This is a genomic window from Paenibacillus sp. 7541 (assembly GCF_002276395.1).
In the GTDB taxonomy this organism is placed as follows: Bacteria; Bacillota; Bacilli; order Paenibacillales; family Paenibacillaceae; genus Paenibacillus_AQ; species Paenibacillus_AQ campinasensis.
Map to the genome: position 1 here is coordinate 64,690 of NZ_NQLZ01000006.1, position 21,283 is coordinate 85,972.

The 21,283-nt window shown below is 45.6% G+C and carries 16 protein-coding genes and 3 pseudogenes; 3 read left to right on the plus strand and 16 right to left on the minus strand.

Annotated features, from left to right (window positions below):
• Positions 1-180: 180 nt before the first annotated feature.
• The 5 genes and pseudogenes from CHH75_RS25175 to CHH75_RS04925 form a co-directional block, all read right to left on the minus strand.
• Positions 181-849, minus strand: a pseudogene (locus CHH75_RS25175) (MMPL family transporter); the annotation flags it as partial.
• A pseudogene (locus CHH75_RS25520) lies at positions 846-2,284 on the minus strand (MMPL family transporter). The pseudogenes CHH75_RS25520 and CHH75_RS25175, both read right to left, overlap by 4 nt.
• A gap of 192 nt (positions 2,285-2,476) precedes the next feature.
• Positions 2,477-3,073 carry a TetR/AcrR family transcriptional regulator gene (locus tag CHH75_RS04910; protein ID WP_176475466.1) on the minus strand — a complete coding sequence of 199 codons (597 nt, stop codon included), beginning with the start codon at positions 3,071-3,073 and terminating at the stop codon, positions 2,477-2,479.
• A gap of 832 nt (positions 3,074-3,905) precedes the next feature.
• A pseudogene (locus tag CHH75_RS04920) lies at positions 3,906-4,116 on the minus strand (GrpB family protein); the annotation flags it as partial.
• Positions 4,117-4,410: 294 nt separating this feature from the next.
• Positions 4,411-5,004, minus strand: a complete 594-nt coding sequence (locus CHH75_RS04925) for a TetR/AcrR family transcriptional regulator (RefSeq protein ID WP_095397584.1) — start codon at positions 5,002-5,004, stop codon at positions 4,411-4,413.
• A gap of 92 nt (positions 5,005-5,096) precedes the next feature.
• On the opposite strand from CHH75_RS04925, the gene CHH75_RS04930 reads away from it, so the two are divergent.
• The gene (locus CHH75_RS04930) at positions 5,097-5,807 is read left to right on the plus strand and encodes a GAP family protein (protein WP_095397585.1); all 711 of its coding nucleotides are present in this window, start codon (positions 5,097-5,099) and stop codon (positions 5,805-5,807) included.
• Positions 5,808-5,838: 31 nt separating this feature from the next.
• Positions 5,839-6,051, plus strand: a complete 213-nt coding sequence (locus tag CHH75_RS04935) for a hypothetical protein (protein ID WP_054819294.1) — start codon at positions 5,839-5,841, stop codon at positions 6,049-6,051.
• A gap of 106 nt (positions 6,052-6,157) precedes the next feature.
• Here the strand turns inward: CHH75_RS04935 and CHH75_RS04940 are convergent, their stop codons facing one another.
• The 9 genes from CHH75_RS04940 to CHH75_RS04990 all read right to left on the minus strand — a co-directional run bounded on the left by CHH75_RS04940 (position 6,158) and on the right by CHH75_RS04990 (position 18,732).
• Positions 6,158-7,072: an NAD(P)/FAD-dependent oxidoreductase gene (locus tag CHH75_RS04940; RefSeq protein WP_095397586.1), complete on the minus strand. Its 915-nt coding sequence runs from the start codon at positions 7,070-7,072 to the stop codon at positions 6,158-6,160.
• Positions 7,073-7,568: 496 nt separating this feature from the next.
• Complete coding sequence (locus tag CHH75_RS04955) at positions 7,569-8,462, minus strand: class I SAM-dependent methyltransferase (RefSeq protein ID WP_095397588.1); 894 nt, start codon at positions 8,460-8,462, stop codon at positions 7,569-7,571.
• Between the two features lie 66 nt (positions 8,463-8,528).
• Entirely contained in the window at positions 8,529-12,227 is a 3,699-nt protein-coding gene (gene bchH / locus CHH75_RS04960; RefSeq protein WP_095397589.1) for a magnesium chelatase subunit H, read from the minus strand.
• Between the two features lie 39 nt (positions 12,228-12,266).
• Entirely contained in the window at positions 12,267-14,264 is a 1,998-nt protein-coding gene (locus CHH75_RS04965; protein WP_176475467.1) for a VWA domain-containing protein, read from the minus strand.
• A complete protein-coding gene (locus CHH75_RS04970; protein WP_095397591.1) occupies positions 14,254-15,192 on the minus strand; it encodes a magnesium chelatase ATPase subunit I in 939 nt (312 codons plus the stop codon). Before CHH75_RS04970 ends, CHH75_RS04965 begins: the two co-directional genes overlap by 11 nt.
• Positions 15,193-15,228: 36 nt before the next feature.
• Positions 15,229-16,056 (minus strand): ABC transporter ATP-binding protein, encoded by an 828-nt coding sequence (locus CHH75_RS04975; protein WP_007130966.1) that lies wholly within the window; start codon positions 16,054-16,056, stop codon positions 15,229-15,231.
• On the minus strand, positions 16,053-17,060 hold the full coding sequence (locus CHH75_RS04980) for a FecCD family ABC transporter permease (protein WP_095397592.1): 1,008 nt from the start codon (positions 17,058-17,060) through the stop codon (positions 16,053-16,055). Before CHH75_RS04980 ends, CHH75_RS04975 begins: the two co-directional genes overlap by 4 nt.
• The gene (locus tag CHH75_RS04985; protein WP_055109570.1) at positions 17,044-18,177 is read right to left on the minus strand and encodes an ABC transporter substrate-binding protein; all 1,134 of its coding nucleotides are present in this window, start codon (positions 18,175-18,177) and stop codon (positions 17,044-17,046) included. The genes CHH75_RS04980 and CHH75_RS04985 overlap by 17 nt, the downstream gene beginning before the upstream one ends.
• A 102-nt stretch (positions 18,178-18,279) precedes the next feature.
• Positions 18,280-18,732 (minus strand): site-specific integrase, encoded by a 453-nt coding sequence (locus CHH75_RS04990; RefSeq protein ID WP_074048690.1) that lies wholly within the window; start codon positions 18,730-18,732, stop codon positions 18,280-18,282.
• Positions 18,733-18,809: 77 nt separating this feature from the next.
• Between CHH75_RS04990 and CHH75_RS04995 the strand changes: the two genes are divergently transcribed.
• Positions 18,810-19,175, plus strand: a complete 366-nt coding sequence (locus CHH75_RS04995) for a helix-turn-helix domain-containing protein (protein ID WP_055109574.1) — start codon at positions 18,810-18,812, stop codon at positions 19,173-19,175.
• Positions 19,176-19,307: 132 nt separating this feature from the next.
• Here the strand turns inward: CHH75_RS04995 and CHH75_RS05000 are convergent, their stop codons facing one another.
• Together CHH75_RS05000 and CHH75_RS05005 are read right to left on the minus strand one after the other, a co-directional pair.
• On the minus strand, positions 19,308-19,790 hold the full coding sequence (locus CHH75_RS05000) for a hypothetical protein (protein WP_095397593.1): 483 nt from the start codon (positions 19,788-19,790) through the stop codon (positions 19,308-19,310).
• Positions 19,791-19,921: 131 nt separating this feature from the next.
• A complete protein-coding gene (locus tag CHH75_RS05005) occupies positions 19,922-20,860 on the minus strand; it encodes a VanZ family protein (protein ID WP_095397594.1) in 939 nt (312 codons plus the stop codon).
• Positions 20,861-21,283: the final 423 nt, after the last annotated feature.

The following is a 21,283-nucleotide window of genomic DNA, read 5'->3' on the forward strand; positions in this document are numbered from 1 at the left end:
CCCTTTGGATGGTTATCTGGACAATAACTAATTCCATTTTGAGGCAGTGAATTCCTTTTATTTTTGATCAAAACCCTGATTTTTTCAGGGGTAACTAATTAACAGTGAGCAACATTCAACATGCATCGCATCGGGAGTTTGTCTTCATTCTGGAAAGCTGCAGAATGCTACTTTCTTGATTTATTCTTCATTTCTTTCTTTATGCGTAATAGACTCTCCTTCTACATCTATATTAGGAAGAATTTTATCTAACCACTTCGGAATATACCAAGCTGATTTTCCCATTAGAGTCATTACAGCAGGTACTATTGTCATTCTGACAATAAACGCATCGAAGAATACTCCAAAGGCTAGTGCCATTCCAATTGATTTAATCATCGCATCAGGATTCATCATAAATCCGAAAAATACTGCCATCATAATAAAAGCTGCAGCAGTTACTACTCTACCGCTGTCTCTCATTCCATATAAAATAGCTTTACGACTATCTCCAGTATGCATATAACTCTCTCTCATTTTACTAACTAAGAATATTTCATAGTCCATAGCTAGTCCAAACAATATCCCTATTGTAATAACAGGTAAAAAGGCTAATATTGGAGATTCCGATGGAAATCCAAAGAAATTAATGAAATGCCCATCTTGAACAACAAATACCATAAATCCTAATGTTGCTCCTAATGAAAGTAAGAACCCAACTACTGCTTTCAACGGTACTAATAGTGATCTAAAGACCATTACTAAGAGTATATAAGCAAGACCAATTATTAAGGATGCAAATAATGGTAAGGCATCATTCAATTGCTGTGATATGTCAATGTTCATAGCCGTGCTACCTGTTACCATTAAGCAATATCATGTTCTTTTTCTGTTTCTTTAGATTTGTCTCTAATAAGATTTACCAAATCCTTTGTTTCTATATCATCCGGTCCGGATTCTGGTGTAATTTGAATCATAAAAATTTCTCCGGAAGGTCCAGGTATAAGTGGTGATACAGATTTAATATCTTTTAAATCACTAATTTCTTTCACTATTTCTCCAATAACTTGAGGTGTTTCCTCTGTTACTTTACTAACTTTTGCAGCAACAACTAATTGTGCATTAAAGCCTTCTCCATACCCTTCCGTTAGTAAATCATATGCTCTTCTTTCCGTCATTTCCGTTGATTTAGCTGTTCCATCAGATGGTAGCCCCAAATTCATATGGAAGAAAGGAATTGTAAGAATTGCAAGGAATGCAATGGATACTAGCGATATAATGATAGGATGTTTAGTAACCAATCTCCCCCATCTATTAGCTTTTTCTTCGTCTGTTCTATTCTGACCATTGATTTTTTGCCAAAATCTACTTTCCTTTGCAGGCGACAATCGGTGGCCTATCATACCTAAAATTGCTGGTAAAGTAATAATCGAAATAAGCACGGCTGCCAGTATACTAATAGCGGCTGAAACACCCATAAGGGTTAAGAATGGAATTTGAGCTACAGATAAACCCAATAGTCCAATAATAACAGTCAAACCTGCAAATACTACAGCACTTCCAGATGTTCCTATGGCTATTGAAATTGAATTGTTGATGGCATGTCCCTTGCCAATTCTTGTCTGAATCGTGTAATAATAAATAGTGAGTAGTCAATACCTACCCCTAAACCCAACATAGCTGCTAGAATTATAGAAATAGAATTCAAATCAATAAAGTAGGCACCAATCATAATACCTAATAAGCTAATTCCTAAACCTAATACCGCTATAAGAATTGGTAAGCCTGCTGCAATAAATGAACCAAAAGTAATTGCTAATACAATAAATGCAACCACTACTCCAATTACTTCATAAATTCCTTCAAACTGTATGCTAGAGAAGGTAATATCTCCTCCCATTATTTCTGTCTGAATACCTGCATCTCTTGTTATTTCAATACTATCCAAAATGTATTCTTTCGATTTTTCTGACACTTTGTCAGCTTCTAACGCAAACGTAACTTGTGCGTAACCAATTGTTTTATCTTCATTTAAGTTGTTCAGCTCTATCGGTGATTGAACACTTGCTACTTTCGAATCTTTACTTATTTCATTAAGTACTTCCGTAATTTTGCTTTGGACATCCTCTGATTCCAACGTTCTATTATCTGGTGCTTTAAATACGATGTTTACAGTTGATTGTTCGGAAGTACCTGCAAATTCTCCTTTAATCAAATTGGCTGCTTTTTCCGCAGGTGTATTGGGAATAGTTAGTTCTCCATGAAAAGATGGTTTTAAACTCAGTACTAATACTGCTAATATCATCAAAATTCCTACAGTGCCAAAAAGTACCGCTTTTTTATGTGTTGCTGACCAATTTCCTAATTTATAAAGATACTTTGCCAATGTAATCTCCTCCTGTATTTCCTGTCTGTATATGTGCTAAAACAACCAAATTGATAAAATAAACACCATGAACGATTGTTCATTTTTGTTTCAAAAAAATATCCACATTATTTAAATGTGAGACATTTCTTTAAATCGGCTTTCAGTACCGTGAAATGAGAAAAACATCAACTGGTCAATGAGGATGCTAATTTTTTCCCCATCTTCTTGAGTCTTTAAAATGGTATATAATCCTTCTACAAAGTTTGTTGATAGGACATAGAAAATAAATGGTTCTTTCACAATGCTTTTATCTTCAAAACGAGAGAATATTTCTTTTTGAATAATATTATGAAAAACATCCACGACCTCGTTTTTAAAGTTCTCATATTTAGATCCCTTACTCTTACCGAAAAGAATTAAGACTTCTTTACTGTTTCCTTTAAAAATGTCCAAAATCCTATTTTTAATTTCAATCAATTTTTCATTAGGGTTAACATCAGCAACAATAATTTTATTGATCGTAGCAAACAAATCGCTATAAACCGATTCTACTACAGAATTAAACAAATCCTCCTTATTCCTAAAATATTTATACACTGTACCTAATGCAGTATCTGCGTTACTGGCTATATTTCTAACGGATGCACTTAAATAACCCTTCTCTTTAAATTCATCCAATGCAGCTATTAAGATTCGTTTTTTAATTTCCTCTTTTAAATATTGCATTCGTGAACCTCCGTTCATTTTTGAATAATATATATTTTATCATGCATAAATCTACTTGTAAACCAATTTAATTAATTGAGTTTCCGCAAAAATGAATGGCATGTAATTACGGAGGTGTGTATCTTAAGAAAATCCCCCAAAACAGAGATGAAAAGTGAGAAATATTACCTGAAAACAGCAAAAAACCTCCCTTTGATTGGTATAATTTAAGTACCGCCAAAATTAATCTAAACAAAAATGTAAATTATTAGGGGTTTTTAACATGTTCCATTCCACCACAGATGTGTATGTAACAAAACGGGAAACGATACATTTTGCAAAAGACCTGGTATCCGAATCTGGTCAAGTCGAATCCAAATTTATTACCCAAACCATTTACTGTCTGTTGAAGTCCAAAAGTGTGATTCTTAGAAATATCGCAGTCGCCTTGAATGAATTCATTCAGGTAAAGAATACAATTGATCGATTAAGTCAGAATCTGCAACGACCGTCTCCGTCGCTCACCACCCGCTATGCGAAATAAATGGTGAATGCACTTGATGAGGACGCGTTAATTCTGGAGGACGACTCCGATGTGATCAAACCGTATGGTCGAGCATTCGAAGCGTTGGGGCAGGTCAGAGACAGCTCGAGTAAAGATTACAAGATTGAAAAGGGTTATTCGGTCACGGAAATAGTCGGTTTGACGCCCCGCAGAAGCAACCCGTCAACCTCTTCTCTCGGATCCATTCTTCCACAGAGAAGGGATTCAAATCAACAAACGAAGTGCTGTTAGAGGGACTCCGTCACGTCATCGGCCATTTGAAAAAGTAGGCTACATTTGTTTTTGACGGGTGTACCCTTCTTCCTCAAAGTCGGAAACGTAGGCCGTTTCGTCAGCTGAATTCTCTACTACCAGCAACATATCGATGATTGGCTTGGCCCGGCACCGAAGTATATCCAACATGCTCTAATTGCAGAACCTTGTTGCCAAGTATTGAACGAATTCGTTCGGCCTCTTGCTCGAAACGTTTCTGAAGCCTTTCCTCACTGGCAGATGCCATTGTCGAATGGTCACGATACGGTGTCAAATATTCCACACCGCTCAGATAAGATATGGAATCGCAGAACTCTCTAATATACCACAAGCGTATATGTAAGCCAAAGCATATACCTTGCCCTCGACCCTTTAAACGGCGTCAGCAGCTATTGGTTCGCTTAACTCGATACTCGTTGGAAGACTTTTAGAAAAAGACAAAAAACTTTTTGACTCCTTCGGCTTTTATAGTGGGACCTGCTTCTTTTCATTGTCGATTTCTTCAACAAGGTTTATTTCGAATCAAATGTTAACTTAATATTTATTGGTTGCAAAGTTCTTTTAAGTGGTGAGTAATAATTTGTTCCGTTTTTTCAATGGTGAATATATCCGGTCTTAATAGAGCATGTATGGATAAACCTTCAATGACTGCAGAAAGCCTTAATTTTTCGATTTCAATATCTATGTCTTTTTTTACATAGCCTGCCTTTATCAAGATTTCAAGCAGTGCCTCCATTAAAATGTATTCTCCTTCGATGAGTTCATCTTTTTTCGTGTTCAAAACTGCACTTGTAAGTGAACGAATGACGAAAACCAGCCATACGCCAGCTTCAGCTTGTTTATCCCGATCGACAGGAACCAATTCTAACAACGTTTCCTGTACCGCAATGAAAGGGTCTTGTGACCATGATTTATTCTTCGACCGTTCTTTCCCGCGAGCAAGAAAATAATCCATGATAAATAATAGTAACTCATCCTGGTTTGAGAAATAATGTCTCAATGCTCCGGCAGACATTCCAGCCTCAGATGCGATTCTGCGGATAGATGCTTTTTCAATACCTTCGGTTTCAATAATTTTCCAAGCCGTTTCAGCGATGAGCTTTCTTTTGTGATCATGATCAACAATTTTCGGCACTTCAAATCACCTCTTGTTTTATTTAACACACTGTGTTATTATTATTTTATCACAGTGCGCGAAATAAATGAATAAATAAGGAGGATGTTTAGGTGATTGAAATCATTGAATCATTAATTCCTGCCAACATAGATTTCACAACAGCACTCCTCATTATTGTGCTCTGTGCTGTCATTGATATTTTAAGCCCCGGGGTATTGGCGATTACAGCTTATATCCTTCTCATACAAAAAGAAAAAACAGCATCGCGATTGATCGTTTTTTTATTTTCGACACAATTTTGCTATTTTATAATGGGTATCTTGGTTTATCTCGGAGTTGGGCCAATTCTTGGTATTATAGAAAGCATGGCGAACAATCAAATTTCAAGTTGGTTTTATACGATACTTGGAGTCGCCTTTGTATTCATTAGTTTTTATAATCCTAAAAAAGGGATGGAATCCCGATTTTTGGAATGGTTACCTACGCAAGTGTCTATAAGAGGGATGATCATACTCGGTATTATTGTCTTTGCGATTGAGTTTACCACAGCTTTACCGTATTTTTACTCGATATTACTAATGGATGGTTTAGCGTTTCATACGGGTTTGTCCATTGGCATTTTACTTGGCTATAACGCGATTATGGTACTTCCTTCAATCTTACTATTGATCGTGTTTATACTATGTAAAAACTGGATAATGAATCAGCTTGAACAACTGCGATCAAAATTAGTAAAAGCTCCGTTGTCTTCTGTATTAGTCGGAGTGGCAGTTATTGGGGCGATTTTATTCAATATTGGCATCAGGGGAGTTCTATCTTGATATTCGTTATGTAAAAAGGAGATGTAGCGTTATGAAAGAGATTGCAAGCGGTGCAAGTTTACTTCTATTGCTTCAGGGAGTTGGAGGTATCATAAATCGATTGGCAGGCGGGGGACCAAGTTGGTTTCTCGTCAATTACATCGATGCATTGCAAGGATATGAAATAATAGCCAGTATAATTTTAGTGATATTGGGAGCAATTATTGGTGTGGGTTCTCTTAAAATAAAGGATAAAGTTGACTAACCTATTATGTCTTGAAGACCTCATAGTTATTCCTCACCCTTGAAGTTTATTCTATGAGCATGATACTTGGGTGAGGAAGGCTCGTAAAGTGTTCATGGTTATTCAATCAAACGTTGCTCTTCCGCCATTCTTCTTGATTTAATTCCCCGTTTATTGCAGCTGCGGATACAGCACCTGAAGCAGCTGCAACAATAGATTGGTGTAAGTGTGTAGTTGCATCCCCTGCTGCATAAACACCAGGTACACTAGTTTTTCCAAACTCATCGACTTCAATGATTCCAGTATCCAACATCCGGCAACCAAGGGCAACTGGCAAATCCGATCCAAGTTCCAATTCCGGCTTGAAGAAAATCCCTGTGCACGAAATTTCCGTCCCATCCTCAAGCTTGATATGGCTTACCATGCCTTGATTTGATTGGATTGAATGTATTGGTGCATTAAATACCGGGATATTATGTGCGCGCAATTCTTCACGTTCTGCTTCACTCAATTCATCGGGACCATTTGTACAAACTACTAACTGCTTCGACCACCCAGAAAGCAATGGGACAAAATGCATTAATGTCGCTCCTCTGTTTATGACAACTAATTGCTGATCCCTTAGTTCCCAGCCATCACAATACGGGCATACAAACGCACTCTTACCATAGACCTCCGCCAACCCTGGTATACCAAGATCACGATCCTTCATTCCGATAGCAAACAGCAGTTTTCTAGTGGCTATCTTCACCCCCGAAACAGTTTCCAACAAAAATTGTCCATCTTCCCCTTCTATCAACTTGACGATATCTTCCAGATGTGAAACCGATGGATAAGTGCGAAGCTGCTCTTTTGCAATATTTCGAAAGTCATGTGGGCTAATGCCATCACGTGTTAAAAAGCCATGAGCCTCTCTAGTCACTGCATTACGCGGTTGGCCCTCATCAATAATCAATGTCTTCTTTCTAGCACGTCCTAGCACAAGTCCAGCACTTAAACCTGCAGGACCTCCTCCAATAATAACAACATCAACTTCCTTCATGATTAACTCCCTTCCACTTTAGTTTAACTTTCCATAGGTGAAGTGATTACTCAGTATGATGCATGGGCTTATTTTCAAAATGGCAAATCTACGGCGTAAACTCGATTTGTCATTTTCTGCATATTTCATTCTAGACTTGACTTTTATTAAATAGTCTATCCAATTTCAAGTAATCTAACATGTACTTTGCAAGTGTTATGACTGAAAAAATCAACATTAAAATTAATGTGATTGAGCGCCGGGTGGTGTACCCAATTCATAAGAAGCGACTAAACCACTTAACATGCCAACAAGCGCAATGACCATTCCATTTAATATGATAAGTGTTGTTTTTCAAAGGCAAACACAATCAAAGTACACGCCTCTTTCTTCATCCGCCTGAATATCATGCCCATCTGGATCAAAAATTCCCGCTCTTCCGGAACCGCCATTGTTTCGTACAACGCGTCCCTTATGCGGGAACTCATCTGATGTAGGCGCTTTGGTTGATTCATCCTCATGAATAAGTAAACATGCTTTGCTCTTCTAACTGAATGAGCACTTTGCCGAAGCGCCCTCCTTGTTTGATTGGGATCGTTTTTCCAGGATAAGTTTGATCCAGATAATCTTCAATGATGGCCTGCGTATTCTCATCTACTGGATAATTGTAAAAGTTAAGCCAATGTAAAACCTCTTGAATGGCTTCCGCACGAGACACAACCCTGGCTTTCATTTCTTTTGTGACGAGTGAATGAAAGGCGTACCCTTTTAGATAAAGCAGCTGTAGCAAATACATCATCTCGGAGTTTTGATGCTTGTTGTATGAATGGTTTAACAGCGGTAATATTTCAAGGGTGAGGCTGTGTTCTTTAGGACCTGCTGCCAAGCTGATATAACAAAATTTTCGAGCGCAGCTGATCACTTTCTCCACCATCTCCCAGTCTGTGATCGCTGGGCACATTGACACAAAGACAAAATCAAAAGCTTGGTTCCAGCCTAATGTCTTCGTATCCATATCTTCAAAGGCTGCGCGCACGATCTTTACCTTACCGTCGGCCCATTTTTGATTGTTGTGCTCCAATAGTTCTGTGAACGGAAGCGACGGCTCAACGGCGGTCACATCTGCTCCTCTTTGCGCAAAGGGAATAGAAAATATTCCAGAGGCCGCTCCGATGTCGAGGACAGAGGCGCCATTAAAATTTACGCCTTGATTTTCCAACCAGCCGATAATACGTGCTGACCGTCTTCTTCCTTCATCGTTGAACGATTGCTCATTGTAGTTTTGGGCCGCGATGGCGCCAAAAGTGAATCTCGGCTCGATCCCTAGTGATTTCATCAAGTTTACACCTGTCGTTTGGTCGTCCTTCCAAGCTTTTTCCCAAGCAGCTTCGTTGCGTAACATTTCGATCATCTAGCTTAACACCTCATTTCTTAATGTAAAATGTAAATGGATTTCAGCTTAAGCCTCAAGCTGTTCTCATTCCCCTTCTAACTCTCCTTCAAGCTCTAGGTATTTCTGCCGCAGCTGATTCAGAACTTGTTCATCCGGTGTCCAGTACCCTCGCTGCTCGCTTTCCAGCAATGTTTCGATCATCGCATGGTAAGCCCAGCGGTTGTTGTCCTGCAGCTTCTGACCAAGCTCTTCATCAGCCACATAGACGTCATGCAGTCGATCAAATACCCAAGGTTCTACTTTTCCAGTCGTGGCTGCAAGTCCCAGTACATACTCGAATCGGCTGGCCATTACCTTTGCACCATGATAAGGATGCTTCAAGAGATCGTTGATCCATTTCGGGTTCGTTAAGCGAGTCCTTACTCCGCGTGCAATCGCATGTTCAGCAGATTCTGTCTTGATGTGCTCCCCTGTCGTATCCGTAATATGAATGTCTGCTTTACGACCTTTCATCACTTCCACAGACTTTGCCAAGCCGCCAAAATACTCATAATAGTGGTCAGAATCCGTTACTTCCCATTCATGACTGCTGCGAATTTGCGACACGATATCCACCGCCAGCATATGTGAACGGTACAATTCCGGCTCCGCCTGTCCTCGCGCTAGTGCGCTGTATACATGCTGCTGGCTGTCAGAGTATGCCGCTCCGAGCTCAGACTCCTCGTTCCATAGCTTCGTCTCGATCATCCGCGTCACCGTCGTGCCATACTCGCCTTCTGCCGGGCCGAAGATGCGGGCGCACGCTAAGTCATGCGCTTGACTTGCCTCATATCCAGCAGCCAGCAGCTCCTCCTCCATACTTCGTGTATGGGCCTTGAACCAATTGAGTTCATCAGGTTCATCCAGCTCCGATACCTTCCGGAATAGCTCATGTAAATCTTCCAGCAAATTCGGAAACAAATCGCGAAAAACCCCAGTAATATGCACCATGACGTTCAAGCGCGGTCGGCCTAATTCCGCAAGCGGGATCACTTCATATTCAGTACGGAACGTTCCGACTCCCCCGCCAATGCGAACCCCCATATAATGCAGGATTTGCCCGATGGTTTCCCCTTGTGTGCGCGACGTCTCAATCCCCCAGAGGATGACCGCCGTCGTGTGCGGGTAGTCCCCGTGCTGCTCGCGATATTGCTGTATGGAGTTTTCGGCGACAATCGCCCCTCGTTCAGCAGCTGTACGGCTGGGCACTAAGCGGGGATCGAATTGGTACAGATTGCGTCCGGTCGGCATTATTTCAGGTGTTCGCAGCACGTCCCCAGCGAGCTTAGCTGGAACGTACCGACCCTCCAGTGCCCGCATCAGCCCTTCCGCTTCCTCATTTTGCAATGATCTTAGGTAAGCTTCGTAACCGTACTCGAGCGAAGCTTCCAACTGCTTAAGCCAATCTGGATGTTCACTCTTATACATGTCCGGGATTGCCTTGTTTGACACATAAGCGGTCACTAACGCATTCGCTTCCTCATCGAGCTGGCGCAGCAAGCTCACATGCTTGCCCGAAGTTAGCGCATCCGCCCGAACGCCTTGACGTTCAGCGAGCAGTCCGCGAATTGAGCGAATATTTCCCCGCTCGTGGCGAAGCACGAATTGCATATGGTTCAAAGCGACTTCAGGAGAATAGCTGTCGCCAAGCACATGCAGTCCACTAGGGATGAGCGAACGCTGCATGCGATAGAGCTCCTCCTCCATGTGTTCTACGGTCTCCGCGGAGAAGTCAAGCGACTTCGCTACCGCCTGCAGCTCTTGTAGAATCGCCTCACATCGTTCCGGCGCGAGCTGCTTCGCTTCACGATATTCGTGCAGCAAGGCTTCAAGCTCACGCCATTCGCCATACAGCTCAGCTTCAGTAAAAGCCGGCGCCTGATAGCCGATCAATACGGCATGGCTGCGCCGCTTGGCGATCATCGCTTCGGACGGATTCCCTACGTAATAGTAGTACAAATTTGGCAAATCCCCGAGTAAGTCATCCGGTACACAGTCCCCAGACAGAGCGGCCTCTTTCCCCCGCTGAAACTCTAAGGTGCCGTGTGTCCCGATATGGACGATGGCATCCGCTTGAAACTGTTCACGAATCCATTGATAAAACGCAGTATATTGATGCGTAGGTAGTAACGAACGATCGTGCAGTGACTTCTCTGGATCCTCATGGATACCGCGTGAAGGTTGCAGGCCGATAAACACTTGGCCGATCATTAGACCGGGTATGAGAAAGGAGCCGTTGTCCGTCATGATGTCACCAGGCGGCTGACCCCAGCGGCTTATCGCTTCTTCTCCCCATGAACGACCGGATAGCTTCTGTGTGAAATGGGGATCCGCATAACGGATCAACTGACTCGAAGCTTGAGGATCAGACCATTTTGCGGAATTGACTAGACCGCCCTCTATAAATCTGGCACGCAGCTCCGCCGCTGACAGTTCCTCGGTATGATATCCTTGCTGCTTCAGCCAGCTCAATAAACGTGCTATCGATTCGAATGTATCCAAGAAGGAACCGCCGAACACCGTTCCTTCGCCTGGCGGATAATTGTAGCCAATGAGCGCCAGCTTCTTCTCTGCATTGGGCTTGCTCCGCAGGGCAAGCCAGCGGCGGATGCGATCTGTCAAGCGTTTTGTCCGTTCAGGGATAAGTGCAAGTCGCTTTAGCGGAACGTTTAGCTCGGCGTCTTCTCCTTCTTCCTGCAGTGCCGCTATCGGAAACATCTCCACGCTCCCGTCAAGCTCCGGAAGCATGACCTGAACGAGTAGCAACGAAGGCTCAAGTCCACTCGCAGACTGTCTCCATTCTTGTTCCGTTCTACTGTTCAACAATAGCGGATGCAGCATCGGCACATCGAGCTGTTCCAGCATCTGCACAGCCCCGTCCTGATTTCCTCCGCCGGGACCAATCCCAAGTCGGAAAGGCAGCAGGTTCACGATAAGGTCGACTTGGTGACCGTCGCCAAGTAGCAACTCGCGCAGACGGTCGAGCGGAATGTTCATCACTGAAGGAAACGCGATCGGCATGACGTTCACGAAAGCCTCCAATTGTTCCTTAAGCTGCGCAATACATTCTGCGGTATCGAGCGGATTGCTATTCCCAAGATATAAAATCGCGACATTCGGCCGACCTTCGTCGTAGCGATTGCTTTGCCGGTAGCTGGCTGCAGACGAGTAAACCGTGCGACTGCTCGGCTCCATAATCGTTAACTCCCGAACATATACCGGCTCCTTAGGCTCCGGCAACAGATGGCAGCCGCCGTATTCACGGCCTGCCAGACAAAGCAGACCGAGCAAATTGTCAGTACCTCCGCCCCGCCAATATTCGGTAAATCGAACGTAGTGTTCATAATCCGCCTTACCCTCATCCATTCCTTCTAGCGGCAAGGACGTTGCCGCATGTGTATGCCCTTCTTGTCTAGGCAAATTTGCAAAGGTCAGACTGCCTAGCCTGAGCAGCGAAGCGATCTCAGCGGAGTTGCCGCCAAGCGGAACGATATGAGCCGTCCCTTTGCTTAGCAGGCTACTCAACCATTCGACAACGTCCTGGCGGACGCCATGTGCATCGAAGATGACAAGGTCAGCTCCAACAAGCGTGGCTTCCACGTCCTCAAGCTCGTCGATCTTCCGATTCCCTAAATCGATGATGGTCAGATACAGCTGATTTTTCTGATTTTGATCAAGCAATTGATATGCTTCAGACAAATGCGACAACGTCGTTTCCCCGTTTGTGAGTATGGATAGCTTCAACGCGCCATCCTCCTTTCCGTAATCCATAAATCATTATTTTTAGATCAACGTCCGTACAGCTCGTTCGATACTCCCAGCCTCCAATTGTTCTAACCGGTAATACCGCGCTTGCATCGCTTCCGCCAGCTTGCGGGCATAGCCGAATCGTACTACACCATCCTCCGTATCGATCACAAGTGTGCGTATGCCAGCCGCTGCGATGCGTTGTGCAGCTTGCAGGCTTTCCTGCCATGGATCACCTGCCGCTTCTGCGCTGACGTTCGCCTTTCCATCGGTCATGACGATCATCGCGGGGATGAGTCCACTTCTTCTATTTAACAAAGGGCGGATCGCCATAAGTCCCTTTTCCAGTCCAATACCTAGCGGAGTTTTCCCGCCAGCTGGCAGCGTCCTCAATTTGCGTTCCGCGAGCTCTACACTGCGTGTCAACCCGAGCAGCAATTCAGCTTGTTGATCGCGAAAGGCAATCAAGCCCACATGGTCACGCTGCCGGTACGCATCACGAAGTAAAGACAATACCGCACCTTTGACAGCCTTCATTCTCTTATTTGCATTCATCGAACCGCTGGCATCGACGACGAATAGCAAAGCAGTTCCTGTCTTGTTTTCCCTAACCTTCACACGCACATCTCTCGGCTCAATCCATAGCTTTAAATTCTTGTTATAAGAACTTGTTTGTTGCTTACGTATCCGCTGAAAGGGAGCCGCCATACGAAGCGTAGCATCAAACGCAATGTCTCTTAGAGGGCCGCGTGGCATCGCAGCCCGCACATATCGACCGTTTACCGTTCCTACTGACGCTTGATTTCGTTTCCCAGTTTGCGCTTGTTTCATTGGATGCGGCGAGGTAAAGACGAATGGCTGCACAGCGATTTCCCGTCCAACGGCTTCCACTACAGCCCGCGCCTCTGAGGAAAGAGATTGTCTACTATCGGCTTCGCCGTTGTGGTCGCCCCCAAGTTGTGCAGGCGAAGCGAATTGTGACCGGTCAACTTGCTCGCCGTTTGTCGCATTATTCTCTCCTTCCGCTTGGCTTTCTCTTTGGCTTTCCTTATCGCGATGCGATCCTGGTGATGGATGATCGCCATTCGAATCATGCTTCGTTTGCTCTTGATCCGGCAAGTCTCCAGGCGACTTCCCTCGCGACACTTCCGGTTGAGATGCTGCACGCATCCGGTGCGGCAGCACAAAGCCCGCCGCTTCTTGCAGATGTTCCTGTGTCGTCTCGCTAAGACCCTCCCAAGCTGTGATCGTACGGACCGCTTCGATCAGCAGGATGTCCGCGCGGTGTCCCAGACAGCCAGCTTCCTCAGCGATTTCGGCAGCCAAACGTAGCAGCTCTCCATCAATATGTACAGCAGGCAGCCGAGTCCTAGCCGCTGCGATACGTGCTCTCAATTCCTTCGTTTCCGATTCATAAGCTAGGCGAAACGACTCAGGATCTTGTTCGAAGGCGAGCAAGCGGCTTGCGATTTCCGTTCGCTCCGCAAGGTCCGCCGAGGTTTCCAGTCGCACATATAGCCCGCAGCGATCAAACATCGCCGGCAGCGGCTTCCTATCGTCCGGACTCATAGCTGCGAACAAGCAGAATGCTGCACTGTCAAGGCCACTTCTTCGCTCAGAGCTCTTGCGGACATGCCCATGCGCGGGCTCGCCCGCCACATTGTCGCCAGCAGTCAGGACCGCTTTCATTAACCTTTCGGGCATGATATGCGCATTGTCTACCGTGACGATGTGCCCATCCGCAGCTGCAAGCAAGCCGGGTACAAACGTTCGTTTGCCGCTGCGGACAGCAGCTGCCATATCCCAGTCGCCCCAAAGCCGTTCCTCATCCACGTTCAAAGGAATGTTAATGACGTTAAGTTCCGGCAGAAGCTCTGTAACACCATGGATGAGCGTGGACTTCGCCGTTCCTGGTGGGCCTGCCAGCAGCACCCCCTTTAATCCCGGATTTACAGCATGAAGCAGCAGCGCCTTTTGCGCACGTTCTTGACCGACTACAGCACAGAACGGATACAAGTGAGGCTTAACTTGCATGGGTGACCTCGGACAGAAGGTCGCCGAGCAGCTCGCGTATCGTCTCGTGGTCATATGCTCCCTCTTCGAACGGCCGCTTGCGCATGCGATGCGGCATCACCATCATCGCCGCTTCTACCATATCGTCTGCCACGATCTGCGTTCTTCCCTGGAATGCAGCCATCGCCATGGCGGTTTTCATTAACATGATATCCGCACGATGTCCGTCTACCTTCAGCCGAATGCCGACTGCGGCGGTCCATTTCAGTAACTCCTCGGACGGTTTGATCTGCTCGAGCAGCTGACGCGCTCGTTCTATCCGTTCCCGAAGCTCTAGTTGTTGCGGCTCATAACGTCTTCGGAATTCGTCTGGATCTGCTTCGAATGCTAGGCGCCGGCGAATGACCTCCATTCGGCTCTCCACATCTCGTTCCCCATTCACCTCTACTGAAAGCGCGAAGCGATCCAGCAGCTGCGGCCGCAGCTCCCCTTCCTCCGGGTTCATCGTACCGATCAAGATAAAGCGGCTCGGATGCGAGTAGGAGACGCCTTCTCGCTCAACGGTGTTCACCCCCATGGCTGCTGCGTCGAGCAGCGCATCGACGATCGCATCATCGAGTAGATTGATTTCATCCACGTACAAAATATGTCCATGCGCCTTCGCTAACAGTCCCGGCTCGAACTTTTTCTCTCCTTCTCGAATCGCATGCTCGATATCCAATGTGCCGACGACGCGATCCTCCGTAGCATGTACGGGCAAATTCACGACGCTCAGCTCCGGCATTAAGTCCGCGATTGCGCGTACGGCCGTCGATTTGGCTGTGCCTTTCTCCCCGCGGATCAAGATGCCGCCGAGCTTCCGATTGACAAGATTAAGCAGCAGCCCTTTGCGCATCAAGTCCTGTCCGACGATTGCCGCGAACGGATATACGTCTGCTTTCCCCTCCATGTTGATCCTCTCCTTTGTAAATGTTTTAGACATTCGTTATTTGACTGCTGCGATTGCGGGTTGAGCTGAGAAATCAACCGCCTCAAGCAGCCCTTCGATATGGCAATGCATGCGACCGCTTCGATCATCCCTTCCTACGCTCCCTCTCACACCGAACACATCGCGCAGCATGCGATCGGTGATGACTTGCTCCGGCGGTCCGCTGGCATACATTTCGCCAGCTCGCATCACCAACAATTCATCGGAGCAAGCTGCAGCATGGTTGAGATCGTGCAGGACCATGACGATCGTAATGCTATATTTGCGATTCAGATCGTGGACTAGCTCCATAACCTCCCACTGGTGATTGACATCGAGATAGGTCGTCGGTTCATCTAATAAGATGAGCCCCGATTGCTGTGCCAAGGTCATGGCAATCCATACGCGTTGCCGTTCTCCGCCGGATAAGTTAGACAGCTTTCGCTCCGCGAAGGGTAGCGTTCCGGTCTGAGCCATGGCCCATTCGACAATCTTCTCGTCTTCCTTGCGCTTTGCGCCCCATACAGGCTGATGAGGAAAACGTCCGTAACTGACCAGCGAACGCACGGACACGTCCGGCAGAGATGCTTGACTTTGCTGAAGCATTGCCATATGCCGTGCCAACTGCCGACGGGGATAGCTGTCGAGCAGTCTGCCTTGCAAGAGCACCTTTCCTTGCGCAGGCTTTAATTGACCGGCGCAAGTTTTGAGCAAGGTGCTTTTGCCGCTGCCATTCGGACCGATAATGCTGTAAATTTTTCCGACCTCCACCTGCCAATTCAGCGAATCCAGCACCGTACGGTTGTGAAGCCTCACGGACACGTCTTCCAAGCGTAACAACGTCATCTCGCTTCCCTCCTTAGCAAATATAGAAAGAACGGCGCCCCCAAAGCTCCCATCATAATGCCGACCGGCAGCTCCAAAGGAGCAAACATCAAGCGGGCGAGTGTATCGCAAAATGTCACAACGGCCGCTCCAAGCAGCACGGATGCAGGAAGTAAGAACCGATAATCACTGCCGATCAGCAAGCGGGCTGAATGCGGAACGATCAGACCGACGAAGCCGAGCAGGCCGACGACGCTGACCGCGCTTGCGGCAAGCAAGGTAGCGAGCGCCGTCAGGAAGAAGCGAGCTGCTTCCACCGACAAGCCGAGGCCGCGTGCATTGGAATCACCAAGGGCAAGTATATTCAAATGTGAACTGCCAATGAACGCCAGGCTCATGCCAATGAGCGAATAAGGCAGAATGATTTCAAGCTCTGGCCAGCTTTTGGCGGACAAGCCGCCAACCATAAACACGAGGGCACCGTTCACCCGATCGCTAAAGAAAATTAACAATGCGGAGATGCCGGAGCCGAGAAAGGCGGACACGGCCACGCCTGCAAGTATGAGGCGCACCGGCTGTACACCGTCCTTCCAGGCAAGCAAATAAATGATGGCAGCAGCTCCGGAAGCGCCAAGAAAAGCGATTGGTGTCAGCATCGACCATAGATGAGGAAATAAAATGAGAACGATGATGCCGAATAATCCTGCTCCAGATGACACGCCGATGATGTGCGGATCTGCCAGCGAGTTCCGCATCACGCCTTGCAAGAGCGCACCGGACAGTGCCAGATTAGCTCCAACGAGCATGCCCACTAACGTTCGAGGCAGCCGAATGTTCCACACAATTTCCTTCATTGGACCGTCATAACCGTGAAAGACATATAACCAAATCTCTGACAACGAAATGCGGACTGCTCCGGTACCGATGCTGAATCCAGTAGCGAGGATTGCCGCAGCCGTCAAAGCGACAATGACAAGAATGCCTTTGGACATCGGAATACGGAAAGCATTAATGACCATTCTCATATGTATCCGGATAAACAAGCTTAGCCAAATATTCGACTGATTCACTTAATCGAAATCCCGGGTTTGAGAGAAACCGATCAGACGGCAAGATGACCATACGGTTTTCCTTCACAGCACGCAGCGATGTCCATGCAGGTTGGCTGGCCAGATCGGATTGAATTTTCTTCTCCCCATCTTCTCGCGCCCCGTGGATCAGAATAAAAACATAATCCGGATTTAGCTCGACGATTTTTTCCAGACTAAATGGTGCAGTCGACGGACTGTCGCTTGCTGCTTCCCATGTTTCCGCCAAATTGTTCATATGCAGCATAGTTGCGACCTCGATTCCGACGGTATCTTGCCGCTGCACAGAAAGGCTGTTAGGGGTCACGTTCAGCATGATGAAAGTTGGTGCATCACTGGCCGGTACCCGGGCAGTCCATTCACGAATTTCCTGATCCAAATCGGCAAGTGCTTCCCTAGCTTTGTTTTCCGTCCCAGAGAGCTGACCGAACAACACCGCTTTTTGTTGCAAATCTGCATATGTACTCAGATTGAACAGGGCGAACGGCACGTTACTCGCATCCAAAATCGCCGTTAACTCACGGTGAAACACCACAGAGCCGATCACGAGATCAGGCTTTAAAGCAAGTAGCTTCTCCGTATTGACGGTCGTCATTCCCCCGACTTCTTCGATTCGCTCCGCCTCATCCGGCACCGTTCCACCCGGTGATGTGGCGTGGGCAATGGCGTGACCGTCAACCGAATAAAGCAAATCCAATAGCTGCGGCGATAGGACGATGATGCGCTGTGGTTGCTCAGGCAGCCGAATCTCCCTTCCAGTGTCGTCTTCGAACGTGAGAAACGACTCCCTTTCCTCCGCATCATGAACAGATACAGGTCTAGACTCCGCTGACGGCGATAACTCCAATGCATCACGATTATTGTCGCTCGCAGGATTGGACGGCGCTGCACAACCGGATACGAACATAACTCCTGCTAGCAGTCCTCCGCTCCATTGGCGAAGTAAATTTTGCCGCTTGTATGCATGCATCACTTTGAACCTCCTGTCTTTTGATTCATACAACACTTCACTCAAAATGATGTTAATCGTAATCATTACGATTAACTCATGCATATTGTAACAGCGACTACTTTTATATGTCAACCACTTCGTAATGTTTACTATTAATTTTTTGAAAATCAAAAGGACTTGACGGTTACAAAGGTTCCACAAGGTTTAGGTGGGAGGATGGCAAATATGCTGTAACGCCACCTCTATCGATGCCCCACCCTTTAATGCGTAGCTTGCAAATACATGACGGAATGTATGGCTAGTAAAATCAATTAATTCGTTGTTCTTATCTCGGATATTATGCTGTTTAATCCATGGTCGCAAATGATTCTTATTCCAATTTGAATGCGAAGCCAATCCAACCGGGTAGCCTTTTTTGCTTCTATTTCTTGACAGGAACAAATATGGAAGCCCTGATTCCTTTTGTAACGGCACTGCATATTCTTTGATTTTATCCAATGCGTATACTACTAGTTGATTCGCTGGCTTTGAAACCTCTACTGGTTCGGGACTCAACTTTCCAGTTGAATAAATTAGCATCGTATCGCCGCCTACTTGCTTGATTGAGGCGCTATAAATAGTGATCAACTCACTAATACGCAGTCCCAATTGAGTCAATATATTTAACTTATAATGTTATGTATTTTTTCGATTGAAACACTTACCCTTAGGATAAGCAGGGAGGTTGTAAATCGATGTCTGATTTAAAAAAACTGATCGGTGAAAAAATTCGTAGCATACGTAATAAAAAAAATCTGACCTTACTTCAATTAAGCCAAATAACAGGGCAACAAACCTCATATTTAACCGAAGTTGAACTTGGAAAAAGAAATCTATCCATTGATTCATTGGAAAAAATCATGGACGCTCTTAACATAAAGCCAGGAAATCTTTTAGATTTTCGAGAAATCGATCCAGATTCTCAGGAATTTGAGACCAGAACTGTCCTTGAGGTCCACTATCAATTTCTATTAGGGAAGAAGAGCGAAGATGTAAAGATGATCCATAAGGTAACAACGGAGATTTTCAAATCAATAGATGCCGCAGCGAGGTCTGAATAGCCATTTTTTATCGCCATTAACACAAAAAGAGCGTTTTCTTTTTTACACGGGATTTCGCTCTTGTATTTTCTTTAACTGTACCTGCCAATAATCGCTTCAATAATTTGTAAGTTTTAAGAGCTGACAGTATCCCTATGCAACGCTTAGCCATGTTTTAATTTGGTCTAATGTTGCCTCACTTTTGGCTTGGTTGTAAATATATTCAATCATGTCGTGCTTTTTCTGGATACGGTAGTGATGTAACCCATCGTTTAAACTTCCTTGGCTGTCATACTGGTAATATAACGTAGAAAACATGAGCAGGGTCAAGTAACGATCAATCGCCTGAGTAGATCGAACCTGGTAACGATCCATGGCCGGTTGTACTTTCGCAGTTCGAAAATACGTTTCAATGTCCCAACGTTTGCTGTAATAGCATAGAATCTCTTCATTGCTTAGTGAAATATCCGTGCTCAGAAAGGCCTTCATCAGCTTAGATTCAAAGCCATCTCCCTCTTTCCAACATAGGAGCAGGGCGGCATTTTCCAAGAGATTGAGCTTCCCTTCATAGCGATATACTCGGTAAGCGGAGGAGCCGATCGTTCTCCAGACCTTCAGCTCCTTTAAAATACCCAATTGGACAACCAACCAGCCTAGGTTATAACCAGGTTTCTGAAAATCCCGATCTCAAAAGTAAAAAAAGCGCTTGAAAACCCAAACGCTAGGTGTTATTCATGATAAAATGGCGGCGAAATCCCTTTAAGCACTTAGTTCCAGAAATACTGCATCCGCGTATACCCGACATCCCATGCTTTCATGTCGCCCTTAATCGTGATCTTCAGCTCATCCCCCGGCTCAAGCGGAATCTTGAATAGCGAAGGGAACAGATCAGGATGAGTACGCTGAAGTTCTCCAGAATTGCTCATGATCTCCCTGTCATCCCGAGTAACACTGATACTACCGGAATAATCCGTTGGTTCGGGGCATCCGTAATCGAAGGAGAAAATCGTCTGTCCCTCAGACTTGTACGTGAACGTTCTGGAATCTCCGCCTTCAGCGCCATATAGGTTATAGCGGAGCGGTATCTTCTGTCCGTTGATTTGAATACTGTCCGGTTTGTCTCCGGTGGATGAATTGCCCGAGTTGTCCGTCCATTCAGTGATCGCCACAAACGGACCCTCTACTTTAGTTGTTATTTTGTCTACCGCCGCCCCTAATCCCCATAAAGCTATAAAAAGAACCATACCCGATATAGCCGTTGCCACCAGATTGCGCCCGAGGCTCCGGTAACGGAAACCAAGCTTGTACGCCCCAAAACCGAGGGCTGCTCCAATCGAATTCTGAAGAGCGTCGTTGATATCGAAGCTGCCCAGGAATGTAAGGGCCTGGATCGTTTCCAGCACAAGAATCGCGATGAAGAATAAGATGATGAACCGGACAAAGCTGACCCGGTATAGCCATGGAATCAATATACCGAAAGGAATAAACGCAATAGTGTTCCCGAAAGCCACCATACTCATTAGGTTGGGATGCAGGAGATCAGCTGGAGACGGCAAACTAATAAAGTTCTCGGGCATGAAAATAAAGGTGTAGCTGGAAATTTGCTCCGAAGCCTCTCCTCTGCCGAAAGCGAAGAACATAAAATAAAGTACAATAATGGTATAGACAATAGTTGCGGTTAGTAAAATTTTGCGTTGTTTGACCATGCTTAACTCCTCCACTCTATTTTTCCACTTGTCACTATAACCTACTTGCCTGTTTCATGAAACCCCCACCCCTTAGCTTGATTAACTTTACTTGCCCAAATTCAGTTCTATGAAATGTAAAAAGAGACACCCTTGACTCTCTGACCAACCACTCCACGCAGAGGAGAACATGATATGTCTCATACGTTTATCACAACAAAATCATTGGAACAATCGGTCGGAACAATGGAAACTTCCGCTCCCCTGCATGATACACGCCGCTCATGCTTACTTGATGCAGGGTTTGAACCGGTGATCCGACTTATAGACGTCCGCATTACACACAAGAGCTAAGCATCGCAAGGCATGTAGAATTCAAGGCAATATCTTCACCCAGCGATTAGTTTCTGAAGTATTTGGCGAGTCATGAATGTGATCGGTCGG